Source organism: Synechococcus sp. MIT S9508, assembly GCF_047303045.1.
In the GTDB taxonomy this organism is placed as follows: Bacteria; Cyanobacteriota; Cyanobacteriia; order PCC-6307; family Cyanobiaceae; genus Synechococcus_C.
Map to the genome: position 1 here is coordinate 1,579,333 of NZ_CP138941.1, position 18,907 is coordinate 1,598,239.

Genomic DNA, 18,907 nt, shown 5'->3' on the forward strand with positions numbered 1-18,907 from the left:
TCAGGCCATCAAAGCAGTGATGGTCTGAGCCGGCTTGGTCGGTAGCTGAGTAAAAATTTTTGATCCTCGGCTCTCACCGCCGTGATGCAGTCGTCTTCTGTATTCCAGATCCAGACCTGTTGAGGGACTTGATCTGAGTTTTTGATTATTGTGCTGACAGGCGAGCCATAACGAGTTCTGAGCCCTGCCAGCACTTCCGTCATCGATTCGCTGGGCAAGCTGTAGACCAGTTGTTCCAGCCCTTGATTGCCAAAGCGCAGATCCAGCTTTTCAACAGGGATTTCACCGATGTGCTGGTTGCTGACGCGATAAATAGCTGACGAATCTGCGTCCAGGGAACGCGCTGTTTCCAGAGACACCTCCAGACGCTGTTCAACGGTGGAGCTGTCCATGCCCCACTGCAAACCTGGAATGCAGGCCATGGCTTCTCCGGGAGACCAGAGCAGAGCGCCCGCAATTAGCAAACTCAGCCCCCATCGCAGCGAGAGTCGCAGCATGAATTCCAAGACGACGTCTCTCCTCGGACGTTAGTGGTGATGCATGCGGCTGTCTGTTCTCTGCCGCTGTTCATTCACCAACAGAGTGATGTCGACATTGCTGACGTTGCTTCCTACGTTGAGCAGCAAACAACTAACGGTTGGAGCTGAAGTGCTCAGGTCTGAATGACGCGTGTCGCAACCGGTTGGGCCATCTTCCAAGGCCTGCTGATCGAGGCACTTCCCTTTTTGATGTTGGGAGTCACCATTGCCGGTCTCGCTCGCTGGCTGGTTCCCCAGTCGGCCTGGGTTCGACGTCTGCCACGACATCCCCTGCTCGCACCAATCGTTGGAGCCTTGCTCGGGTTTGCGCTCCCGGCCTGTGAATGCGGCAATGTGCCGGTGGCTCGTCGCCTCTTGGCCAGCGGTGCTCCTCTAGGTACGGGATTCGGCTTTCTTTTCGCTGCTCCGGTTCTCAACCCCATTGTTCTGGCCAGCACCTGGGCGGCATTTCCTGATAAAACCTGGTTGCTTTGGGCCAGGCCTGCTGGGGCATTTGTAATTGCACTGGCTTTGAGCGCTCTGCTGGGGCTGATTCCTGAATCCCGCCTGCTTCAGGGTGCACTGCTGGAAGAGCGCAGGCTCAGTCAGCCCCTTTCGAGCATCGGGTTGCTCGAGCGCCGCATAGGACTGGTCGGTGCAGGTCCTGCCAAGCCTGCAATGCCAGCCCAATCAACGGCCCTTTTGCCGCGTGAGCTTCTCTCCCACAGCACCCGGGAATTCCTCAGCCTGCTCACGTTGTTGGTGCTCGGCAGTGCTCTGGCCGCCGTGGTGCAAACCTGGCTGCCGCGCAGTTGGCTGCTGGCGCTTGGTAGTGCGCCAACGCTGTCGGTCCTTGCGTTGATGCTGCTGGCGTTGGTGGTCTCGGTGTGTTCGAGTGTGGACGCTTTTCTGGCAATCGGTTTTGCCGCCCAGGTCACGCCAGGTGCGTTACTGGCTTTCCTGTTGCTTGGACCGGTCGTTGATCTCAAACTGGCCGGATTGTTCACCGTTCTGCTCACTCCGCGTGCCATCGCAATCACAGCGCTGTCTGCATCACTGATGGTTCTGCTCATCGGCCAGTGGGTGAACCTGATTCAGCTCTGATGTGGTGTCTGCTGCGATGAGATCCTTTCGTCACCTGCGTCGGGCAGCTGTTCTCCCCCCTCTGGTGCTCACGCTCTGGGGTTGGGTGCTGGTGTGGAGCAGCCTGTCTTCCCGGTTGGATCTGCTGCTGAATGCGGCCTTTCACCCGGTGGTCGCCGTTGCCGGTGTGGTGCTGATGCTGGTTGGACTGATCCAGCTGCGGCTGGCTGGTCGACGTCGCCTGCCTGTTGCTCCTCTCGGCTGGTTGCTATCCGCAGCAGTGGCGTTGTTGATTTTGCTTCTGCCTCCCCGACCATCGTTCAGTGACCTTGCCGCGAGCCGTCCGGACAGTCTTCCGGCGGCACCGAGTCTGAGTTTTTTCCTGCCTCCGGAGCAGCGCACGCTGACGGAGTGGGTGCGGCTGCTTCGCAGTCAGCCTGATCCGGAGTTGCATGCAGGAGATCCTGTGCGGATCAGTGGTTTTGTTCTGGATCGACCCGGTGAACCCTTGCAGCTGGCTCGCTTGACGGTGCGTTGCTGCCTCGCGGATGCAACGCCAGCCGGACTGCCCGTGGACTGGCCAGCTGAGGCGAACCCTCAGGCGGACCAATGGTTTTCGATCGAGGGGACGATGATTGTGCAGGAGCGGAATGGGGTGCCGGTCAGTGTGGTGAAGCCGACTCAGATGACACTGATTCCAAGGCCTGAGCGCCCTCTCGAACCATGACCACCCAGGCCTCATCGGCAAGGCCGCGGCTGTTGCTTGGAAGTCTTGCGGCTCTGGCTGGACTGGCTGTTGTGCAGCAACAGATCCTGTTGCGACGACCACCTTGGCTTCAATCCGTGGCCATTCAGCCCCTGCGTTCTGGAGCCGCTGCGCTGGATGTGATCTTCAGCAGGCCGATGGATCGCGACACCGTCGCAGCCAGTTCACTGGCTCCAGATCTTCCGCACAGCTGGTTCGGGCGACAGGATCGTCTGCGGCTTCTGGTGGACTCCGGCCAACCCATTGCGGGGCCTCTACGTCTGGAACTGCTTGGTCAGGATCTGCGGCAGTTGCCCCTCAAGAAGCAAGTTGTGTGGTGGAACCCCAGGCCCCACCTGCTTGCGGTGGTGCCCAGCGGGGATGGAGAACGCTTGAAGTTGCGCCTGCGAGACGGACGATGGCAGTCGCTTGCACCGGTGCAGCAACGCATTCTGCAAATTGAACCACTGGGCAATGGCTCCGGTGTTGCACTGGTCAGCGACGACAGCGAGGCACGGCAGCGGGTGCTGCTGCGTCAACTGGATCAACAGGCTCTGAGCATCCGTGAGCAAGGTCTTGGGGATCCAGTGCTGGGAAGCCTTGAGGAGCTGGAGTCCGGAGACTCAGGATCGCTGCTGTTTGCTCATCTAAGTAGCAATCAACTGGGTGAATTGCTGGTTCAGCTCGGGGGGTTTGAGCCAGACAGTGATCGCGCCTGGATTCAGTCCAGAGGCAAAGCACGACGGCTTCTGGATTTGAAGGCCAGTGGTCCTCTGCGTTTGCTCCCTGATGGCAACGGACTGGTGTTGCCGTCTTACGACGGTTTGGAGTTGCTGCCCCTTAATCCTTCCCTGGAAGGAGGATCAAGGCAGTCACTGCCTGGAAGTCGGGAGGTGAAAGCCTTCTGCTCCGGATCCGGGCGCGCTTTGTTAGTGCGACACTGGCCTGACTATCGCCGATCTCTAGAGCTGGTGATTCCGGCTCGGCCTCCACAGCAGGTTTGGCTGGGTGAGGCAGGGGTGATGGCGGCGGCCTGCGATAACGGTGGCGAGCGCCTCTGGCTGGTGTTGCGGGAAGCCGGCCTGCGCACCGAGGACGTGCTCTTGCAGCTCGACAGCGAAGGGCAAGAGATGCGTCGACGCTCCCTGGGGCCATGGCGATTGAGCTCAGGGTCGGTACTCGACTACGACCCCGTGAGTGATCAATTGCTGACTGTGGTTCAGAAGCCTGCGGCCGACCATGGACGGATTGCTCTGATTTCCGGCAGCACATTCAATCTCGAGGTGCTAGAGCAGCCGGCGGTGCTGGCGCGTTGGCTGCCGGCCGGAGGAGCCTTGACTGACTTTTCAAAGCCATCTCGATAAGTTGGCTGAGAATCGTTCTCACTGCCCATGAGGGTGGCTCCCCTCGTCGCGCAAGGTCTGTCTGTCGCCTATGGCGATCGCGTCGTTGTTGATGATGTGTCGTTGACGCTGGAAGCCGGAACGCTGACGGCGCTGGTCGGCGCCAACGGTGCCGGCAAATCAACCCTGTTGCACTTGCTGCAAGGCCGATTGACCCCCTCCGCCGGCAATGTCGCTTGCGACGGGATGCCGATTCAGAGCTGCCGTGATCGGGTGGTGCTGATGCCGCAGCGGGGCAGGATCGACTGGTCTTTCCCGATCTCCGTGCGTGAGTTTGTGGCACTCGGGGAGATCGGTCACCGTTCCTTTGGTTGTTGCGACCGGGAAGCGGCATTGCAGCGTGTCGGTCTGGAATCGCTGGCGACGCGTCGCTTGGATGCGTTGTCGGGAGGACAGCAGCAACGGGCGTTGTTGGCACGCACTTTGGTGCAGCCGTCTCGGGTTCTTTTGCTGGATGAACCCTGTGCCGCGATTGATCCGCCGTCGCGGGAGCAGCTGCTTGCGCTCATGCGTCAACTCGCTGATTCAGGTCACACCCTGTTGGTGAGCAACCACGACTGGGGCGCTTCCCTCGATCTGTTCGATCGGGTGCTTGTTCTTGATGTCAGCGTCGTGGCGGATGGTCGCCCCGATGAAGTGCGTCGCAAGCTCAGCAGCCAGCCTGAGCATCGGGAGTACCGGCATGAGTGAGCTCGATCTCTGGTTGGTGCCGCTGCTGATGTCGTTGCTCGTTGGGGTGCTCTGCCCCATTACCGGCACGTTGCTGGTGACGCAACGACGCGTTTTGCAAGCGAATCTGATTTCCCATGCTGTTTTGCCCGGTGTCGCCATCGCAGTGGCATTCGGTCTGGATCCAGCCATTGGCGGTGTGATCAGCGGGTTGCTGGGTTCGCTGGCGGCTGAGCGCATGCAGCGGGGTCAACCGGCGGGCCAGGAAGCTGTGATCAACACGGTGCTTGCGGGTTTTCTCGGCCTCGGTGTGCTCTTGATTCCTGTGCTCAACATTCGCCTTGATCTGGAGGCGCTGCTGTTCGGGGATTTGTTGATCGTCGACTGGTCAGACCTTTACAGGGTTCTTGTGGCCGCTGCAGCGATGGCGTTGTTGCTTCTGACCCGCTACCGACAGCTTGTGTTTCTGGGTGTTGATCCCGAGGGTGCCCAGGCTTCCGGATTGCCGGTCCGTGGCTTGCAACTGGCTCAGGCACTGGTCACCTCCATGGTGATCGTGAGTGCCATGGCTGCTGTGGGTGTGATTCTGGTGATTGGCCTGCTGTGTGCACCCGTCCTCCCTGGGCTCTGGCGAGTGAAAAGTCTGCGTGCGGCAATGCTGCAGTCGGCGCTGGTGGGTTTGGGCCTCAGTGCTGTGGGTTTCCTGTTGGCTGTCCCGCTCAATCTTCCTCCGGGTCCCCTGATCGGTGTTGTCTGTATGGCTTTGCTCTGCCTGCCCAACCTGCGACCTGCCAATGCAGGCTGACTTGCAGAGTCAATGAGAATGATTATCATTCCCGAAGATATTTTGTCGCATTTTGCCTTTCCCTCTTGTCACGGCAGCAGCAGGAACCCTGCTAGCCGCTGCATCTTCAGCCCCAACGGTTGTTGCAGTTGACGGCGTTCTTTGCGACATCACCAAGAAGTTGGTGGCTGATCAAGCTCGCGTCATTTGCTTGATCCCGCCGGGTGCAGACCCGCACACCATGGCCCTCAGGCCTGCTGATCGCAGCAATCTCAGCAAAGCCAAACTTGTGCTGTTGAACGGCTACAACCTCACGCCTGCCCTCAAGGGCGTCAAAGCCGGCGGTCCGGTTGTATCCGTTGGCGAAATTGCTGTTTCCAGCAATCCAATGAATGATCCGCATCTGTGGCATGACCCTGCAATCGCGGCGTCCATGACCAATGCGGTTGCGGTCAAGCTCAAGCCTTTGTTCAACGGAAATCAGGACGCAGCGATTGATCAACGCAGGGCTGCTATGGATTCAGTGCTGGGTTCGCTAGGAACCTGGACGGGACAGCAAATTCAGACCGTGCCGGCTGAACAGCGCGTTCTGATTACAGGACACCGCGCCTATTCCTTCTTGGCACGTCGGTTCGGCATTCGTGAACTCCCTGTTGTTGATGAATACGCCACCGGCGGCCGCATGCGCCCCTCCAGCCTGAGTGCCATCAGCAAGGCGATCAAGAAGTCAGGGACCAAGGTGATTTTCCCCGAGGCTTTGCCTCCGTCCAAGACGATGCGCCGGATCAGCAAGGCAAGTGGCGTTCCCCTCGCCAGCAAGCCTTTGTTCGCAGATGGCCAGGCTCCAGGAAAAAGTCTTGTCCAAACAGCAACCGGCAACATTTGCACATTTGTTGTTGCGCAGGGCGGACGTTGTGATGAGAGCGTTGCGGCTCAGCTTCAGGAGCGTTGGGCTTCAATTCGCTGACTTTTTGTTTTTCTATTTTTCTAATCTTTCAATCCAATGATCTTTTCTCGTCTTTCGTTTCTTAATGCCGCTGCTGGGCTTGTCTTGTTGCTGGCTGGTGATGCTGCAATCCGCGGGGTCCATGCCCATGGCGGCCATGGTGGTGGTGGTGAACAATTGCCAGCTGGTGAATCTCGAGTGACCCCCACGATTACGATTGAGGGACATGCCGGTTTTGAAGATAACCTAAACGAACCTGGAAAGCATTATGCAATTGATGCCCTATTTGGTTACGTCTTCGAGTGGGGGCTTGCAAACGAAGGCACTTTTGCCATTGAAGCTACCGTTGGTCCCGCTGCTGTTTGGAATGAAGCGGAACATTTTTGGGGGACAGTTCATGTCGAAGATGAGCATGCAGAAGAGGAAGAACATTCTCATGGAGGTGGAGCTGAGTACAAAAGAACAGACGTCAAGGGATATTTTGCTGCGCGATATCAACCGAATGATCGGTTGTCTTTCCAGCTCTCTTGGATGCCCTACTTCGTCACAGGTAAAGGTGAGCACTATGGCGAGGGTCTCAAGAATGAAGTTGGCGTAAATGTGACTTATGCATTCGGCGATGGTGATGTGGACTTCGCTTTAGGTGACGGCCTCGAAGATGTGATCGATGGTGCCTTCATTTCCCTTGAAAATCGCACTGGTTGGGAAGCCGATAGTACTTATATTGGTAACTACACTGATCTTTGGCCTGGTTTAGGCTTCAATACTGATCAGTTGAATTTCACAATTTCAGGTGGTCCTCGTTTTTATTCGCCTGGTAGTTACTCAGGTCTTTCTTCTCGCACAGATTGGGGTGCAGAGATACAGGTTGAGTATCCAATGACGGACAAAATCACCTTGTTCGCCCATTGGAAGCCTATCTATAGCTCAGAAAACTGGAGTGATGAAGGTGGCAAAGGATGGAACCATCATGCTGGTACAGGCGTGAGCTTATCGTTCTGATCTGCAGCGGGTTGTCTACCCATCGCTTGGGTTAGGCAACCTTCTCCAGTTTTGGTCGCTGTATCAAAGCCCTGTTCAGGCATCATCTGAACAGGGTTGTTCTATCTCTGGGGGGAAAATTCTGATTCAAATCTTGTCGAGTCATTGATCAAGATCAATCAAGCAATCCATGAGTTTTGACTCTTGTTCTCTTTCTAATTTTCTGCTGCAATTTCAGCTGACTTTCTTGATTTGCATCCACATGATTGTGCTGATATCGATCTTGATCAGGGTTTCCATGTGTTCTTGCGTTAAAGCTCGAGCATCATTTTCTCGACCCTGGAGTGTGAGTTTTGAGAGTTGACCCATGCACCAGTTTTGTAATGCAGCTGCCTGTGCTCTGCGGCATCTGAGATGACAATGTTCAGGCAGATCCATTGCGCTGGATTCAGTGCAAGTTGTCTACTTGTGCGAATGAATAGGTGTGGATTCAAGCTCAACACCCGCATGTAGCGAAATGCACCGCTGCACTGTTCTGGTATCAAATGTGTGAAATTGATTTTGTTGATTGAGCGCTCTTTTGTGTTGCTGTTGTGAGTTGTTGATCGTCATTCTGATTGCAGTTAGGCAGCTTCTGAGCATGCCGCGCGTGAATGCTTCTTTGGCAGGTTCATTGCTGGCAACTGCGGGGCTTGAGGACTGGTCTGGAAAGGTTTCCAGGATGCTTCGCTCACGACTTTGAGCAGCGACTGAGCTGACGTCGTTGCTGGGGGATCTGCTGAAGATGCTGCTGATGGTGATTTGCAGACGTGTGAAGGTCGTATGTAACGAGCTGCAACGTCTGATCGACGGCTTCTGGCTCGGATCTCATTCTCGTTGCTCATCGCCTTCCAACGGTCGCTCTGATTGCGGTCTTTGCAGCTGTCCAGTGGGATCTGGTCGGTTGTACTGGTGCCATCTGTACCTCGCAGGCCACGTCTTGTTGGGTCTTCAGGTAGCAAATGGCTCAAAGGAACCCCCTACTGCTTCTGAGAATCGCTTGCATGAAGGCAAGTTTTGCTTCTAGAGTCGAGATCGATTCTCAATAGCAGGACGTTTTCCGTCCATGACTCTCTCGGCTTACCGGTTTCTCCCTGATGCTCCCGTGGCATTAATGACGATGCCTCGCCACCAGACCGTGTTGATCGACCCGGCTTCTGCTGGCCAAGGCAGCATTCTTGAGGTCCATGAAGGCTTCTGCCGTGTGTATTGCCCCTGCGAAGAAACAGAGGGCATGACTCTGGCTTTCCTTCAAGCAGGTGATCGCCTGAGGACTGATCGTCTTTGCAGCGAAGGCATCTGCGTCGAAGCTCTCACTGATCTTCGTCTCGCCCGCAGCGTTTCCTCCGACGATGAAGTCGGCATGGATGCAGTGAACGAGTGGACATTGCAGCTTCTGCGCATCCGTCACCTCGGACAGGCTGAGCAGAGACTTCATGCTCTCTTCGCTCTGTTGGTCAATCGTCTTGGCAAGCGCTGCAGCGATTGTTTCCAGTTGCCTTTCCGTTTGACCCATGACCGCCTCGGAGAGCTGATTGGAGCCACGCGCGTCACCACGACCCGTCAGGTCTCCAAGTGGAGAAATGTGGATCAGATGAATTGTTCGGGTGGTGAATTCACCATGAACTTCTCGATCGACATGATCAGCACCGCGCCTCTGACCCATCTCTGATGGCTGTGATTCACCGCAAGGGAAGCAATCTCATGGCTGCGCTCTGTCGTGATGCAGAGCGCTGCACAAGGCGGAGCCTCCAGATCACTCAACAGTGTGATTTTTGTCTGAATCAGACACTGCTCAAGCGATTGCGCTCTGAGCAGTGCCTGATTGCCATACGCCTCGAGCAACTGCAAAAGCTGATTGCGGGGATGGATCGCGAGTCTGTCGTTGATCCGCTGGCATTGGATTTCGCCAGTGAAGTTGCCCGGCGGGCGATTGTCAAAACACGCTCTTTGGCGAACTAACTACTGAAGCTGGGCAGGGTGCGAGACACCTTCCCTCAGTTCGTTGTCTATGACCAGTAAGGCGGCAGCCTGACCATCAGCGAACTTGGTCCGACCGAGCAGATGGGTTGCTTCATGTTCAGCTTTGATTTGTCCTTCCACCATTGGTTCAAGGAACACGGTGCTGCGTGTGTCGCCAACACGTTCTGCTGCCATCAGCAGTTGTTGGAGCGACGTTGTCACGTCCCGTTCCGTCAGGAATGCGGTGCTCATCAGGTCGTAGACCGACTCCCAGGATTGATCCGGAGCTTCAAGGGCATGCAGTTCGGGTGTTTGTGCCCTGGCAATCAGGTACTCAGCAACTTTGGCTGCGTGCTCTTGTTCTCCTTTTGCCTCATCGTTGAAGTGTTGGGAGAAGCCGCATAATTCCCGTTCTCCCATCCAAATGGCGGCGCCAAAATAGGTGGCATGGGCCTGGCGCTCCATGTTGAAGTGCGCCTGAAAGCCCTCCAGCAACGACGGATCCATTGGCTCCGCCATGGTCCGACCGGCAGGGCCAACTGGGAGTTGAACGTGCTTGGAGGGGTCTGAAAGCATCACATCGGGCTGCCTGTGTATCAAATGTACAAGAGTTATCGAGTCTTTCGATGGTCGTTGGCGTTGTGATTGATCAGCGCTGTATAATGAGATGCATTCTCAGCAGCTTGAATCGTGACGGTTCATCAGCCTCAGAAAAAGAAAGGTTGTAAGAAGTCCAAGTGCTCGAAGTGGAAGGGTGGTCAGTGCAAGTGCGGGCGAGGTTGAGCGAAGAGTTCGTCTTGCTTGACTTGGAGTTGAACCAGATTGAGTCGCATCGTTTTCGTCACTGCATCCACGTCGATCAGCTTCTGGCGTTGCATCCAGCCAAGATGCCTACTGATCGTCGGTCTGGTGCTGCTGATGATTTCCCCGATGCGTCGGTGCGATAGGCCCGAAATCAGCGTCTGTTCAGTATTGGCACCTTGATTGCCTTTTGATTTGGCAAGTAGTAAGAACAGTTTGATCAATCTTTCCAGGCTGTCTGCGGGCTGCTTGATTTCGTAGAGGTCGAGAATCCAGTTTTCCAAATAAACGTTGGTGTTCACTGGTTGATCTTTTTGGTTGAATTCAACTTTGGATTCTTCAAGCGCTTCAATCATCAGTCTTCGGTGGTTATTCCAACAAATTGAACTGTCGGTGCCAGCATGAATTAATGCCAATGTCGATTCGGTCGTATTATTTCCAATGTCATTCATGCAGTAAAGGCGAATAAAGCCATCAATTATCTTTAGCTGGAAGCTTCGATTTTCGCTGTCGTTCGTGATGATCCTGTGTTGACTTGATTTCTTCAGTGTGATGACTGATGTGACCAGTGTCGTCAGATCTTTTTCAGCCTGCGCCATATCAAATGCTGGTGCAGGATTTTAGGAATGCACCTTTAATTACTGTTGTTATAACAGTGCAAGCGTGCCTGTGATGGGTGTTGTTTGATACGCCCTCTTGGAGGTTTCGGTGCAGTTCGAGCTGGGTTGAGAGCAATGCGAATCCACTGAATCAGATTCTGACCTTGCCCACTTCTGCGCGAAGCGGCGCGTTTCCTGTGCTGATCAGAATCGGCTGACGGGTGAAGATTTCGACGCGGATCCCGCTCCGCGTCACAACGATCAAGGTCCAGCTGATGGCCAGGACTGAGATGACAAGGGCAGCTGGCCAGATCAAGGCCATCAACAGCGCAGTCAGATCAGCCATTGTTGTGCGGTTGCAATCTGCACTTGAGATAGCAATGGTCGCCTTGAGGAATGCTTGGTTGGATGGCTCCAACTTCTCGTTCTGGCGTGCAGAGGGATTGGGGGGTGACGGATTGAGCCAAGCCAGGCACCATGGTCAACCATGTTGAATCCCATGCGTCGCATCGCCTGGCTCCTCGGGGGCGCTCTTCTTCTTGCCCCTCCCGTTTCAGGGGCGGGATTGATGGAGCTGCTCGACAGCATGAAGCCGGCCCGGCCTGAGCGGTCAAGGCTGCAGCTTCCGCCGCTTCCGTTGACGCCTGGTCGCGGCAAAAACTGGGTTGGTGACCGCATGCCCAAGCAGGGAAGCTCGATTCTGGTTCTGGCAGGTCACGCTGATTCTCAACGGATGTACGGCTCTGGAACGCCAGGCTGGGCAGTCGGTGTTGCTGGAGCCGCTCCGATGCAATCGGGAATGACGGACGAGCTCTACTGGAATCTGCGCACCGCCAGGGCAGTCGTGGCCGAGGGAAAAAAGCAAGGTCTGAACATCAGCTTCTATGACCCCGGCGTGCGCACCATCCGCAATGTGCAGGATCCGCGCACCAACTGGTCCGTGGGGCAACAGCATGCTTCAGAGGGGGGATACGTGTTGGAAATCCATTACGACGCCTACTCACCCCATGGCATCGGCTCAGGAATCATCCCAGCCGTCGCGTTTGGTTTTTCCGTGATGGATGAAGCCCTGGCGAAAGAATTCGGGGCCTATCCCTATGACTACCGGGGCATGTTGGGAGCACCTCGCAGGGGTGTCTCGATGTTGGAAATCGGCATGCTTGAGGGCTCTCTGGAGCGGGGACTTCGCGACCCACGCCAACGCAAGCAGACTTTGGAGAGGATTGCCAAACGCGTTGTTTCCGCACTGCGTGAGGGCTTGGAACAAGGAACCTCACTGAGGGCGATCTGTCGTCCCACGACAGGCATCGCGGCTTATTGCCGTTAAGAGCTTAGAGAGTGGTGTTCAAACAGTCCTCAAGGCGGTCAGTTGGAATGTGCTGATTGGAGACGGCTTTCCCTAATGGCATAAAGAAGGGCATGGTGAGTTGTCCATCGATCACCAGGGGAATCAGCGGCTGTAGATCCACCCGCATCTCGGCGCCGATTTTCTGAACGCAGAGCAGTTCAAGAACCCCATCGTCGTGCTGGCGTTGGTAAATACGTGCATTCTCAATCGTGGCCAGGTTGCAGGGAGCAAATCCATGGTTGGCGACAACATCACTCAGCCTCAAACTTCAGAGCCCCCTTCTCTTGAGGCCATGAGCAGACCCATGCTCTGTCGGATGCGAGGCGAGATGGACCGAATGGATTGTTCGAGTGCGAGTGCCTGATGCCATTCACCGGCGGCTTGTGCCGCATCCTGCTGATCCCAGAGGAGAAGGCGTTCACTGAGCAATTGCAGCAGTGAGTGTGAGTCGTTGATCGTGTTGGTTCGGTTGTTGTTTTGCGTATTTTGCATACTGATACTGTCTATGATTGAAACCAAAACATCAACGCAATGAAGGGTGTGATTGCCGAGCTGAGATGTTCGGTTCACCGCTCTGATGTTTTGGCCTAAACCTGCAGCACTGCATGAAATTCATGGCCAGGCATGCGAATGTCAAAGCCGTTCAGCAATGATCAGCAGCATGAATCTGATCCTGCTTTATGCCGACGACGTCTGGTCTGGATCCAGCTGTTTCTTGGCGAATGGTCGCCGCACCCAACACATCCGTACGGTTCTGCAAGCGGTGGTCGGCGACACGCTTCGGGTTGGGTTGTATGGCGGTGCTCAGGGGAGCGCTCGTGTTGATGTCATCGACGACGCTGGTGTGACGTTGTCTGTGCAGTTGAAGCAATCACCGCCGCCAAGGCATCGCTTCGACATCGTTCTGGCACTTCCTCGTCCAAAAATGCTGCGGCGGATTTTGCGCACCGTCGCGGAATTTGGTGTCTCAAACCTGCATCTGATCAATAGTGCCAGGGTCGACAAGAGTTATTGGCAGTCACCTCTGCTGTCGCAGGTCAAGCTAAATGAAGCTTTGATTGCGGGGATGGAACGCTCACAGGACACGATCGCTCCAGTGGTGCACTGTCATCAACGCTTCCGTCCTTTTGTGGAGGATGAGCTTCTCCAGCTTTGCAACGGTCGGCCTTGCTGGATCACCGACAAGGGAGCAGCGACTGCCCTGTCGCAAACACCTGCAAGACCTGCTTTGGTGATGATCGGTCCAGAGGGAGGTTTTGTCCCTTTCGAGGTCGAGCTTGCTACCTCGGTCGTGGCAGAGCGGGTCCATCTCGGTGAACGCACTCTCAGTGTTGATACTGCCCTGCCGGCGGTCTTGGCACAGGGTCTGGCGCTGTAATCAACTCCAGATCAGCTCCAGGTGAATCGATGGATCAAGGCTGCGTTTCACAGGACATTGCTCGGCCACGCGTTGCAGCAGTGAGCGCTGTTCGTTGCTGAGCTGCTGGGGCAGTTTCAGTTGCACTCGCAGCTTTTCCACCTTGCGGGGACCTGATTGGGTCATCTGTTTCTCAACATCTGCAGTGCTCCCCTCAATCGACCAGTTTCTGCTCTTGGCAGTAATTCCCATGATGGTGAGCATGCAGGTTGCGACGGATGTGGCCAGAAGGTCGGTAGGGGAGAACTCTTCGCCTTTGCCGGCGTTGTCGATCGGAGCATCGGTGATCAATACGGCACCAGAGCCATGGTGTGTGGCTTCACAGCGCAGCTCACCGCGATACCGACAGGAAACAGTGGGCATGAAGTCCCTTCGCATGGTTTGTTCAAGTTGACAGCACAATCCGTGACTGGTCAGTTCTTTGTGGTGTGCTCACAATGAGTTCATGTTTTGTCGCTTGTGGAACTGTTGTTGTTTTAAATCTCGTGTCAGTGATTCATCTCTGTTTAAGTGTCTGATCTGATGAGTTGATGATCGAATTGTTGTTGGTAGGTCGTCATCATTGAGATGTCTTTGTCTTTTCTGCTGTACTTGGTTTCGTGAGTTGAGCTGCAGAAACAGATCGATTTGCTCAACGTTCTGGATCAAGGGTTTCTGCTGACAGGTGAGCCACTGGCTCTTCGTCGACTGATTGTCACGTCATCTGATGGCTATAACCCTGTAGCACTTCAGCATTGATGCAGTCCTTCGTGGACAATGACGACATGACAGACAACAGCGAACTTGCCGGATTGCAGGCTCTCGTCGCCGACGTTGGCGGCGGCAATGTGATCGATGCCGAACTGCTTGAAGGATGCACGGTTCAGGCGCATGAGCTTGATGAGATGGATGAGGATCAGGCTGCTCGTGTGGCGGCTCACTGTTTCTCCGTTCTCTTTGATCACAAGGTTGAGCAGCTGGAGGGCACGGCTGCTGATGCTGCGATAGGGGTCTGGCGCGGCAAGGTTGACGGCTTTGCTTTCACCATCAGCCGTGAAGATCTCGGTGACCTGGTGCTTGATTTCAGCGTTCCTGATTGATGACTGTCGATGAGCTGCGTCAGGACCTGTCCCAACGGATCGGTCGACCTGTTGAACTGCTGTTGACGCGCGATGGCGAAGCAGTCGTCGAATTATCTGATCTCTACCAACCCTCTCCTGCTGGTTTTGGAGGACGGTTGCGTCTTCGTGATGGAACGGCGATGACCTGGGAGCTGTGGCTGGAGGACGGTGACAGCTGGAACTTTCATAGTGCGCCGTTAGTGGAGTCATGACGACGTGCATCGACGCAGTTGGTGGCTTCGCTGTGATGGCTCTTGTGGCGATTTGGATTTGATCGTGGCCTTGCATGGCACCCTGATGTGACTGGGACGGCAGTTTGCGCGAACAAGATGGATCTTTGTTGCGCTAATTGTTGAGTATTGTGTTTTTGTTGCTGGGTCTTGATGAGATTTGTTGTGAGAGTTTTTGTTTGCTGAATTTATTGTTCTGTGCATGTCCTTCTCCCGCATATTGGCAGCTTGATTGCTGAGGTGCGCAGGTGGCTGAAAGTCCTGGTCAAAGTGGAGACTTGCCATTCAAAGAGCCTGTTGACGCTGCCGAACTGAATCTCGGGCTTGACCCCATTGAGGCTGAAGAAGTTCAAAATTTTGAGATTGCAAAGTCTCCACCGGATGCTGTTGAAGCTCCGTCATCCTTGGAGTCAGAAGATCATGGGGATGAACTCTCGGTCTCTCACCTCCTCCAACAGCTTTCGCTTGGATTGGATTCGCTGAAAGAGTTGAATCTTGAGGGCTTTAAGCAGATTTACCCGATCTTTCTGATTGTCTTCGGCTCGGTGATTCTCGGTTTGCTGCTGTCGTTTATCACCACATTTTTGAGCTCAATGAACCATCTGCCGGTTGTCGGTGGATTGTTCCAGGGAGTCGCTGAGCTGATTGGCCTGGTTGCTGTCGTGCGATTGATTACTTCGAATTTATTGCTGCAGCATCGACGAGCAGAAGTGTTCGCGCGTATTGCCGCATTAAAAAAAGATCTACTGGGAGGGCAGGAATGAATGTGTTGATTGCTGAGCCCGATCTGACCGGTCCTATTCCTCGATCACAAATCCAAAACTTTCAAAAACCTCGTCATTGGTGTGGATGATCTTTCGGGCACCTTCTTGCTGTTTGACAGCGAATCCAGTTTGAGCAAGACGCCTCATCAGAGCAGCTGTGTCTTCGAATCGTTCAGCCATGTCTTCAAGGGTTCCGCAATCTGCGGAGAGGGTGGATTCATTCCAGGTGAAGGAGGCCATGGCGATTTCGGAAGAGGGTGAACCAGTGCTGCGTCAGTGCAGATTTGACACGACTTTAAAGCTTTTGTCTGAGCAGTGCTGATGCCAAGGGTCTGCTGGACCCTGCTATTGGTTCAGTTGGCGCTGACGCTCTGCGCCAGTTCTTGGCCGAATTCCTCATGCAGCCCCAATCGTCCATCGATGTCAGAGACACGATCGGCCTTGTCGGCCAGTGTCAACATCTCCTGCTTCGAGCGAGGTGGTGCTTCGTTGGCTAGCACCACATGCAGAGGGCAGTGCAAGTTCTGAACCTGTGCCAGCCACCAGCGGGAGTCGGAGGCCGCATCCAAACCCCCGCTCACAAACGCCACGCTCGCAAAACGAGCTCCCGGCTGCCGACTGATCTGTTGCTGCTCACGCAGGCGTTGAGGTGTTAAAAGGTTGCGATTGACCCAGACATGGCGACGCAGCATCAGTTTCAGGATCGCTCGACTGGTGTTGAGTCGATAGAGAAGCGGTCCGATCAGTGGCAGTTCCACCAGCCGTCTGACCCAGTTGAAGCTCTGCCCTGCTCGTCCTGTCATGGTTGGAAGCGGACCTCGGAACGTTGGTGCAACTACCACGATCTGTGCCCATTGCCGAGAGCATTTCTCGGCGAGGCCTAGAGCGATGGGAGCACTGTGGCCCGCCGCCACAAGATTGATCTTGTTCAGATCAGCACCTTGAATGTGTTGAAGAATGCCGGTTAAAGCCTCACGCAGGGTATTGGCGTTGTACGCAATTGCTGGACGTTCGCTATCTCCAAATCCCGGCCAATCGAAGCTCACCAGCTGACATCGTTCACCCATGGCATCAGCAAAGTCATGCCACTCGCTCCGGCTCGACACGGTGCTTAAAGCTGGTAGCAGCAGCCAGAGGTCGCCGTTCTCTGGACCGCGACGTTCCAGCGTGATGCGAACGTCGCGGCCATTCAGGTTGACGTGGAGATTTTCGGGTACACCACCGATCCGGGAACGAAGGTTCATGGTGACGTCGAGGTATTCGACTTCGTGCATGGTTCCAGCTTCGCTCTGAAGCAGTGATCTCCCAATGGATGTTGCAAAGATTTGCCGTGCCTCACTCCATCAGTCGTGCTGGTTCGAAAGGTCACCAGCAATGAGCGAGTGGCCTGATCAGTGGATTGAACAGTGGCCCCATGGACCACAACCTCAGGGTTGAAAGGCTCTTCGTTCGAGGTCGCAGTCTCCGTTAGGGGACAGGCCTTGACGGCGCATGGCCTGGACTTCCGCTCTTGCGGCTCGCAGATCAGCGCGGAAGACCGGATCGTTCTGCAATTGAGCCACGGTGCCTGAGGCGATGATTTGGCTGGCCTGTACATCACTCAGCCAGTGCACATTGCAGATGTAGCGGCTCTTTCCGTATTCAATGCCTCTGGCCAGGATTGCATCGCGACGTTCCGGTGCGAGCTCACTGAGAACCAGTGCCCATGACCATCCAGCAGCGGTGTGGCCGGATGGGTAGGAGCCATCGCCTCTCAGCAGGGTTTCCTCGTCGGGCGTGCAAATTGGCTTGCCGTTGACCATGAACGGTCTGGGGCGTTGATAGTTGTTTTTGGCCTTGTAGGTCGCCAGACCGGCGTCGGTCAGTGTGCGTCGCAGCAGGGTGTAAAGCCTTGGTGTTCCTTCTTTGGTGATCGGCACGCCAAGAGCGCAGGAGTAGATCGCTGCGGCCTCAGGGAAATGCAGATTGGCATCAATCGCTGCCACCTCCCAGCGTGGACCTCCCTGTAGCGGAAAGGTTGATTCGGCATTGGCCACATCCAGGTCGTAGGCCATGGACCCCTTCATGGGATGCGCCGGCAGAAGCATCAGCGAATCGGGTACGGCATCGGGCGCCAGATAGCCCTCGAGCAGCCCATGCTTGATGGTCTTGAGATTCATCGGTGAACCAACATCAGGTTCGCAGTAAGTCGGTATCTGTGCTCCTGCTGGCAGGCCTGCAACGCTGATGCCTGCAATCAACCCGATCGCAGCGCAGCTGTAAGCGAATCGACTCATTGTTAGTTGTTGTTCGTTCATTCACGGCTTAGCAACTCGGGAGATTCAGTCCCAACAGTCATGGCGTCAGGTTTGCACTCCATGTATCAGCCGGTTCGCAATGGCTCTTCAACTTCGGGGCTTCATCAGCAGTGTGAGTCCTGATGCTGTGATCACAACGGTGAGCACTCCCAGCAGCGCTGGATAGAACGACTGCAGATTCAGCCAGCCGAATCTGCCGGTGTGAATCTTGAGTAACCAGAATGCATCAATTCCTTGCTCCAGCAAAACGCTGTAGAGCGACCCGCTGATTGCCGTGAGCATGAGTGGTGCCGCTGCAATGGGAACAAGCCAGCGGTGAACGCGTCGTGCCTGACGCTGTGAATCAAGGACGCGCTTCATTGCTGACGCAGTTGTTGATGCAATTCACGCTCATCTGCGCAGGGCATCCAGCGACCGTTGTTTTCATGAACAGCCTTGCAGCCGATCTGTTCAGCGCGTTCACGTGCTTCGGCTTCTGTTGCGTAGAGGCCTTTGCTGTGAGCCAATGCAGGGTCAGGCATCACCAGGCCAGACATCACAACAGCAGAGATGCAGGCAACGGTTGTGCATGCAATCGCCAAGGCAGAAAAAACCATGATTCAGATGCAGGTTCAGCGCCTCTCGCAGTGTGCAATCAGCTTGAGCTGAATCAAGTTTGCCGGTGCTGACTGTGCGCTGGTTGTTGCTGAAGCCGCTTTGAGCTTTTTTGTGGCAGCTGAGTGGTGTCACAACGGTGGCCATTGATAACCATTCTCATCACAATGGATGCAACGACAGATTGTGCATGCGCGCTCTCGCTTTCACGTGTATCGCCGCTATGGCTGGTATAGGTGGTTTCTATCAAGCTCCTGTGTTGGCTCATGCTGGTCATGGCGATGAGTTTGTCCAGACCGGTTCCGTGGGCCAGGTGAAGGCCAATCCCACCCGCGATCAGATGCTCGGTATCGTCTCTGAAAAGCCCAAAAAGGAGGCCAATGGTCAGTTGAGCGTGCCGAACGTTGCCATCGTCAAGGCCTACGGACAGCCCTACGTCTTCGTCTTCAGCGGTACCACCTACGACCCTGTTGTGATTAAGCCAGGCTCTGTTTCTGTGATGCGCACGGTGGTTCTCGATGGTGTGACGGCAGACGAGCAGATTGTCGTCTCTGGTGCGTTGTCGATCTTCGCTGAATCGCAGAAGAACAAGCGCTGAAACTCGTTTTTCTCCCTTTTTCTTTCGGC

28 protein-coding genes are annotated in these 18,907 nt (G+C 55.2%); 15 read left to right on the plus strand and 13 right to left on the minus strand.

The features are described 5' to 3' along the window. Positions 1–8: 8 nt before the first annotated feature. Complete coding sequence (locus SIB42_RS08660) at positions 9–506, minus strand: hypothetical protein (RefSeq protein ID WP_082825112.1); 498 nt, start codon at positions 504–506, stop codon at positions 9–11. A gap of 156 nt (positions 507–662) precedes the next feature. On the opposite strand from SIB42_RS08660, the gene SIB42_RS08665 reads away from it, so the two are divergent. Genes SIB42_RS08665 through SIB42_RS08695 form a run of 7 tightly spaced genes read left to right on the plus strand, consistent with a single transcriptional unit; the run spans position 663 to position 7,150 of the window. Then, complete coding sequence (locus SIB42_RS08665; RefSeq protein WP_067098273.1) at positions 663–1,622, plus strand: permease; 960 nt, start codon at positions 663–665, stop codon at positions 1,620–1,622. Positions 1,623–1,638: 16 nt separating this feature from the next. After that, entirely contained in the window at positions 1,639–2,328 is a 690-nt protein-coding gene (locus SIB42_RS08670; RefSeq protein WP_067098424.1) for a TIGR03943 family putative permease subunit, read from the plus strand. Then, positions 2,325–3,710: a hypothetical protein gene (locus SIB42_RS08675; RefSeq protein ID WP_067098270.1), complete on the plus strand. Its 1,386-nt coding sequence runs from the start codon at positions 2,325–2,327 to the stop codon at positions 3,708–3,710. Before SIB42_RS08670 ends, SIB42_RS08675 begins: the two co-directional genes overlap by 4 nt. Before the next feature lie 27 nt (positions 3,711–3,737). After that, positions 3,738–4,439, plus strand: coding sequence for a metal ABC transporter ATP-binding protein (locus SIB42_RS08680; RefSeq protein ID WP_067098268.1), 702 nt, complete (start codon positions 3,738–3,740; stop codon positions 4,437–4,439). Further along, on the plus strand, positions 4,432–5,223 hold the full coding sequence (locus SIB42_RS08685; protein WP_067098265.1) for a metal ABC transporter permease: 792 nt from the start codon (positions 4,432–4,434) through the stop codon (positions 5,221–5,223). The genes SIB42_RS08680 and SIB42_RS08685 overlap by 8 nt, the downstream gene beginning before the upstream one ends. 52 nt (positions 5,224–5,275) lie before the next feature. Then, positions 5,276–6,169 (plus strand): metal ABC transporter substrate-binding protein, encoded by an 894-nt coding sequence (locus tag SIB42_RS08690; protein ID WP_067098262.1) that lies wholly within the window; start codon positions 5,276–5,278, stop codon positions 6,167–6,169. A 36-nt stretch (positions 6,170–6,205) separates the two neighbouring features. Then, on the plus strand, positions 6,206–7,150 hold the full coding sequence (locus SIB42_RS08695; RefSeq protein ID WP_067098259.1) for a hypothetical protein: 945 nt from the start codon (positions 6,206–6,208) through the stop codon (positions 7,148–7,150). A gap of 213 nt (positions 7,151–7,363) precedes the next feature. Here the strand turns inward: SIB42_RS08695 and SIB42_RS08700 are convergent, their stop codons facing one another. Further along, on the minus strand, positions 7,364–7,567 hold the full coding sequence (locus SIB42_RS08700; RefSeq protein ID WP_067098257.1) for a hypothetical protein: 204 nt from the start codon (positions 7,565–7,567) through the stop codon (positions 7,364–7,366). 667 nt (positions 7,568–8,234) lie between these two features. Between SIB42_RS08700 and SIB42_RS08705 the strand changes: the two genes are divergently transcribed. Both SIB42_RS08705 and SIB42_RS08710 read left to right on the plus strand, forming a co-directional pair. Further along, on the plus strand, positions 8,235–8,840 hold the full coding sequence (locus tag SIB42_RS08705; RefSeq protein ID WP_114992061.1) for a Crp/Fnr family transcriptional regulator: 606 nt from the start codon (positions 8,235–8,237) through the stop codon (positions 8,838–8,840). Beyond that, positions 8,840–9,130, plus strand: coding sequence for a hypothetical protein (locus SIB42_RS08710; RefSeq protein ID WP_067098251.1), 291 nt, complete (start codon positions 8,840–8,842; stop codon positions 9,128–9,130). The genes SIB42_RS08705 and SIB42_RS08710 overlap by 1 nt, the downstream gene beginning before the upstream one ends. On the opposite strand, the gene SIB42_RS08715 is transcribed toward SIB42_RS08710, so the two are convergent. From SIB42_RS08715 to SIB42_RS08725, 3 genes are all read right to left on the minus strand, one after another. Then, a complete protein-coding gene (locus SIB42_RS08715) occupies positions 9,131–9,706 on the minus strand; it encodes a ferritin (protein ID WP_067098249.1) in 576 nt (191 codons plus the stop codon). A 182-nt stretch (positions 9,707–9,888) separates the two neighbouring features. Next, complete coding sequence (locus tag SIB42_RS08720; RefSeq protein ID WP_067098246.1) at positions 9,889–10,530, minus strand: helix-turn-helix domain-containing protein; 642 nt, start codon at positions 10,528–10,530, stop codon at positions 9,889–9,891. Between the two features lie 151 nt (positions 10,531–10,681). Further along, positions 10,682–10,876: a hypothetical protein gene (locus SIB42_RS08725; protein ID WP_067098242.1), complete on the minus strand. Its 195-nt coding sequence runs from the start codon at positions 10,874–10,876 to the stop codon at positions 10,682–10,684. Between the two features lie 153 nt (positions 10,877–11,029). On the opposite strand from SIB42_RS08725, the gene SIB42_RS08730 reads away from it, so the two are divergent. Further along, on the plus strand, positions 11,030–11,857 hold the full coding sequence (locus tag SIB42_RS08730; protein ID WP_067098421.1) for a dehydrogenase: 828 nt from the start codon (positions 11,030–11,032) through the stop codon (positions 11,855–11,857). Between the two features lie 4 nt (positions 11,858–11,861). On the opposite strand, the gene SIB42_RS08735 is transcribed toward SIB42_RS08730, so the two are convergent. Both SIB42_RS08735 and SIB42_RS08740 read right to left on the minus strand, forming a co-directional pair. Further along, complete coding sequence (locus tag SIB42_RS08735) at positions 11,862–12,143, minus strand: hypothetical protein (RefSeq protein ID WP_067098239.1); 282 nt, start codon at positions 12,141–12,143, stop codon at positions 11,862–11,864. Next, positions 12,140–12,370, minus strand: a complete 231-nt coding sequence (locus SIB42_RS08740) for a hypothetical protein (RefSeq protein ID WP_067098236.1) — start codon at positions 12,368–12,370, stop codon at positions 12,140–12,142. Before SIB42_RS08740 ends, SIB42_RS08735 begins: the two co-directional genes overlap by 4 nt. A 169-nt stretch (positions 12,371–12,539) precedes the next feature. On the opposite strand from SIB42_RS08740, the gene SIB42_RS08745 reads away from it, so the two are divergent. Further along, positions 12,540–13,256 (plus strand): 16S rRNA (uracil(1498)-N(3))-methyltransferase, encoded by a 717-nt coding sequence (locus SIB42_RS08745; RefSeq protein WP_067098418.1) that lies wholly within the window; start codon positions 12,540–12,542, stop codon positions 13,254–13,256. On the opposite strand, the gene SIB42_RS08750 is transcribed toward SIB42_RS08745, so the two are convergent. Beyond that, positions 13,257–13,658: an OsmC family protein gene (locus tag SIB42_RS08750; RefSeq protein WP_067098233.1), complete on the minus strand. Its 402-nt coding sequence runs from the start codon at positions 13,656–13,658 to the stop codon at positions 13,257–13,259. Between the two features lie 374 nt (positions 13,659–14,032). Between SIB42_RS08750 and SIB42_RS08755 the strand changes: the two genes are divergently transcribed. The 3 genes from SIB42_RS08755 to SIB42_RS08765 all read left to right on the plus strand — a co-directional run bounded on the left by SIB42_RS08755 (position 14,033) and on the right by SIB42_RS08765 (position 15,389). Next, positions 14,033–14,374, plus strand: a complete 342-nt coding sequence (locus tag SIB42_RS08755) for a hypothetical protein (protein WP_231856498.1) — start codon at positions 14,033–14,035, stop codon at positions 14,372–14,374. Then, on the plus strand, positions 14,374–14,607 hold the full coding sequence (locus SIB42_RS08760) for a hypothetical protein (protein ID WP_067098230.1): 234 nt from the start codon (positions 14,374–14,376) through the stop codon (positions 14,605–14,607). The genes SIB42_RS08755 and SIB42_RS08760 overlap by 1 nt, the downstream gene beginning before the upstream one ends. A gap of 266 nt (positions 14,608–14,873) precedes the next feature. Then, positions 14,874–15,389: a CAAD domain-containing protein gene (locus SIB42_RS08765; RefSeq protein ID WP_067098228.1), complete on the plus strand. Its 516-nt coding sequence runs from the start codon at positions 14,874–14,876 to the stop codon at positions 15,387–15,389. A gap of 33 nt (positions 15,390–15,422) precedes the next feature. Here the strand turns inward: SIB42_RS08765 and SIB42_RS08770 are convergent, their stop codons facing one another. The 5 genes from SIB42_RS08770 to SIB42_RS08790 all read right to left on the minus strand — a co-directional run bounded on the left by SIB42_RS08770 (position 15,423) and on the right by SIB42_RS08790 (position 18,222). Further along, positions 15,423–15,629 carry a hypothetical protein gene (locus SIB42_RS08770; protein ID WP_067098225.1) on the minus strand — a complete coding sequence of 69 codons (207 nt, stop codon included), beginning with the start codon at positions 15,627–15,629 and terminating at the stop codon, positions 15,423–15,425. Between the two features lie 113 nt (positions 15,630–15,742). Then, complete coding sequence (locus SIB42_RS08775) at positions 15,743–16,663, minus strand: alpha/beta fold hydrolase (protein ID WP_082825111.1); 921 nt, start codon at positions 16,661–16,663, stop codon at positions 15,743–15,745. Between the two features lie 153 nt (positions 16,664–16,816). Continuing rightward, positions 16,817–17,665 (minus strand): acid phosphatase, encoded by an 849-nt coding sequence (locus tag SIB42_RS08780; RefSeq protein ID WP_067098222.1) that lies wholly within the window; start codon positions 17,663–17,665, stop codon positions 16,817–16,819. A 108-nt stretch (positions 17,666–17,773) separates the two neighbouring features. Then, positions 17,774–18,046 (minus strand): fumarate reductase, encoded by a 273-nt coding sequence (locus SIB42_RS08785; protein WP_067098219.1) that lies wholly within the window; start codon positions 18,044–18,046, stop codon positions 17,774–17,776. Then, positions 18,043–18,222, minus strand: a complete 180-nt coding sequence (locus tag SIB42_RS08790) for a DUF3721 domain-containing protein (RefSeq protein WP_369818481.1) — start codon at positions 18,220–18,222, stop codon at positions 18,043–18,045. The genes SIB42_RS08785 and SIB42_RS08790 overlap by 4 nt, the downstream gene beginning before the upstream one ends. A 248-nt stretch (positions 18,223–18,470) precedes the next feature. Here SIB42_RS08790 and SIB42_RS08795 point away from each other — a divergent pair, with 248 nt between their 5' ends. Next, positions 18,471–18,878, plus strand: a complete 408-nt coding sequence (locus SIB42_RS08795) for an efflux RND transporter periplasmic adaptor subunit (RefSeq protein WP_156485286.1) — start codon at positions 18,471–18,473, stop codon at positions 18,876–18,878. Positions 18,879–18,907 lie beyond the last annotated feature (29 nt).

Coding starts and splice junctions, on each gene's coding strand:
- SIB42_RS08760 (WP_067098230.1), top strand. CDS start 14,374: ATGACTGTCGATGAGCTGCGTCAGGACCTGTCCCAACGGATCGGTCGA.
- SIB42_RS08770 (WP_067098225.1), bottom strand. CDS start 15,629: ATGGCCTCCTTCACCTGGAATGAATCCACCCTCTCCGCAGATTGCGGA.
- SIB42_RS08730 (WP_067098421.1), top strand. CDS start 11,030: ATGCGTCGCATCGCCTGGCTCCTCGGGGGCGCTCTTCTTCTTGCCCCT.
- SIB42_RS08775 (WP_082825111.1), bottom strand. CDS start 16,663: ATGCACGAAGTCGAATACCTCGACGTCACCATGAACCTTCGTTCCCGG.
- SIB42_RS08725 (WP_067098242.1), bottom strand. CDS start 10,876: ATGGCTGATCTGACTGCGCTGTTGATGGCCTTGATCTGGCCAGCTGCC.
- SIB42_RS08745 (WP_067098418.1), top strand. CDS start 12,540: ATGAATCTGATCCTGCTTTATGCCGACGACGTCTGGTCTGGATCCAGC.
- SIB42_RS08790 (WP_369818481.1), bottom strand. CDS start 18,222: ATGTCTGGCCTGGTGATGCCTGACCCTGCATTGGCTCACAGCAAAGGC.
- SIB42_RS08685 (WP_067098265.1), top strand. CDS start 4,432: ATGAGTGAGCTCGATCTCTGGTTGGTGCCGCTGCTGATGTCGTTGCTC.
- SIB42_RS08680 (WP_067098268.1), top strand. CDS start 3,738: ATGAGGGTGGCTCCCCTCGTCGCGCAAGGTCTGTCTGTCGCCTATGGC.
- SIB42_RS08755 (WP_231856498.1), top strand. CDS start 14,033: ATGCAGTCCTTCGTGGACAATGACGACATGACAGACAACAGCGAACTT.
- SIB42_RS08750 (WP_067098233.1), bottom strand. CDS start 13,658: ATGCCCACTGTTTCCTGTCGGTATCGCGGTGAGCTGCGCTGTGAAGCC.
- SIB42_RS08715 (WP_067098249.1), bottom strand. CDS start 9,706: ATGCTTTCAGACCCCTCCAAGCACGTTCAACTCCCAGTTGGCCCTGCC.
- SIB42_RS08795 (WP_156485286.1), top strand. CDS start 18,471: ATGCGCGCTCTCGCTTTCACGTGTATCGCCGCTATGGCTGGTATAGGT.
- SIB42_RS08780 (WP_067098222.1), bottom strand. CDS start 17,665: ATGAGTCGATTCGCTTACAGCTGCGCTGCGATCGGGTTGATTGCAGGC.
- SIB42_RS08665 (WP_067098273.1), top strand. CDS start 663: ATGACGCGTGTCGCAACCGGTTGGGCCATCTTCCAAGGCCTGCTGATC.
- SIB42_RS08675 (WP_067098270.1), top strand. CDS start 2,325: ATGACCACCCAGGCCTCATCGGCAAGGCCGCGGCTGTTGCTTGGAAGT.
- SIB42_RS08710 (WP_067098251.1), top strand. CDS start 8,840: ATGGCTGTGATTCACCGCAAGGGAAGCAATCTCATGGCTGCGCTCTGT.
- SIB42_RS08695 (WP_067098259.1), top strand. CDS start 6,206: ATGATCTTTTCTCGTCTTTCGTTTCTTAATGCCGCTGCTGGGCTTGTC.
- SIB42_RS08670 (WP_067098424.1), top strand. CDS start 1,639: ATGAGATCCTTTCGTCACCTGCGTCGGGCAGCTGTTCTCCCCCCTCTG.
- SIB42_RS08700 (WP_067098257.1), bottom strand. CDS start 7,567: ATGGATCTGCCTGAACATTGTCATCTCAGATGCCGCAGAGCACAGGCA.
- SIB42_RS08720 (WP_067098246.1), bottom strand. CDS start 10,530: ATGGCGCAGGCTGAAAAAGATCTGACGACACTGGTCACATCAGTCATC.
- SIB42_RS08785 (WP_067098219.1), bottom strand. CDS start 18,046: ATGAAGCGCGTCCTTGATTCACAGCGTCAGGCACGACGCGTTCACCGC.
- SIB42_RS08705 (WP_114992061.1), top strand. CDS start 8,235: ATGACTCTCTCGGCTTACCGGTTTCTCCCTGATGCTCCCGTGGCATTA.
- SIB42_RS08740 (WP_067098236.1), bottom strand. CDS start 12,370: ATGCAAAATACGCAAAACAACAACCGAACCAACACGATCAACGACTCA.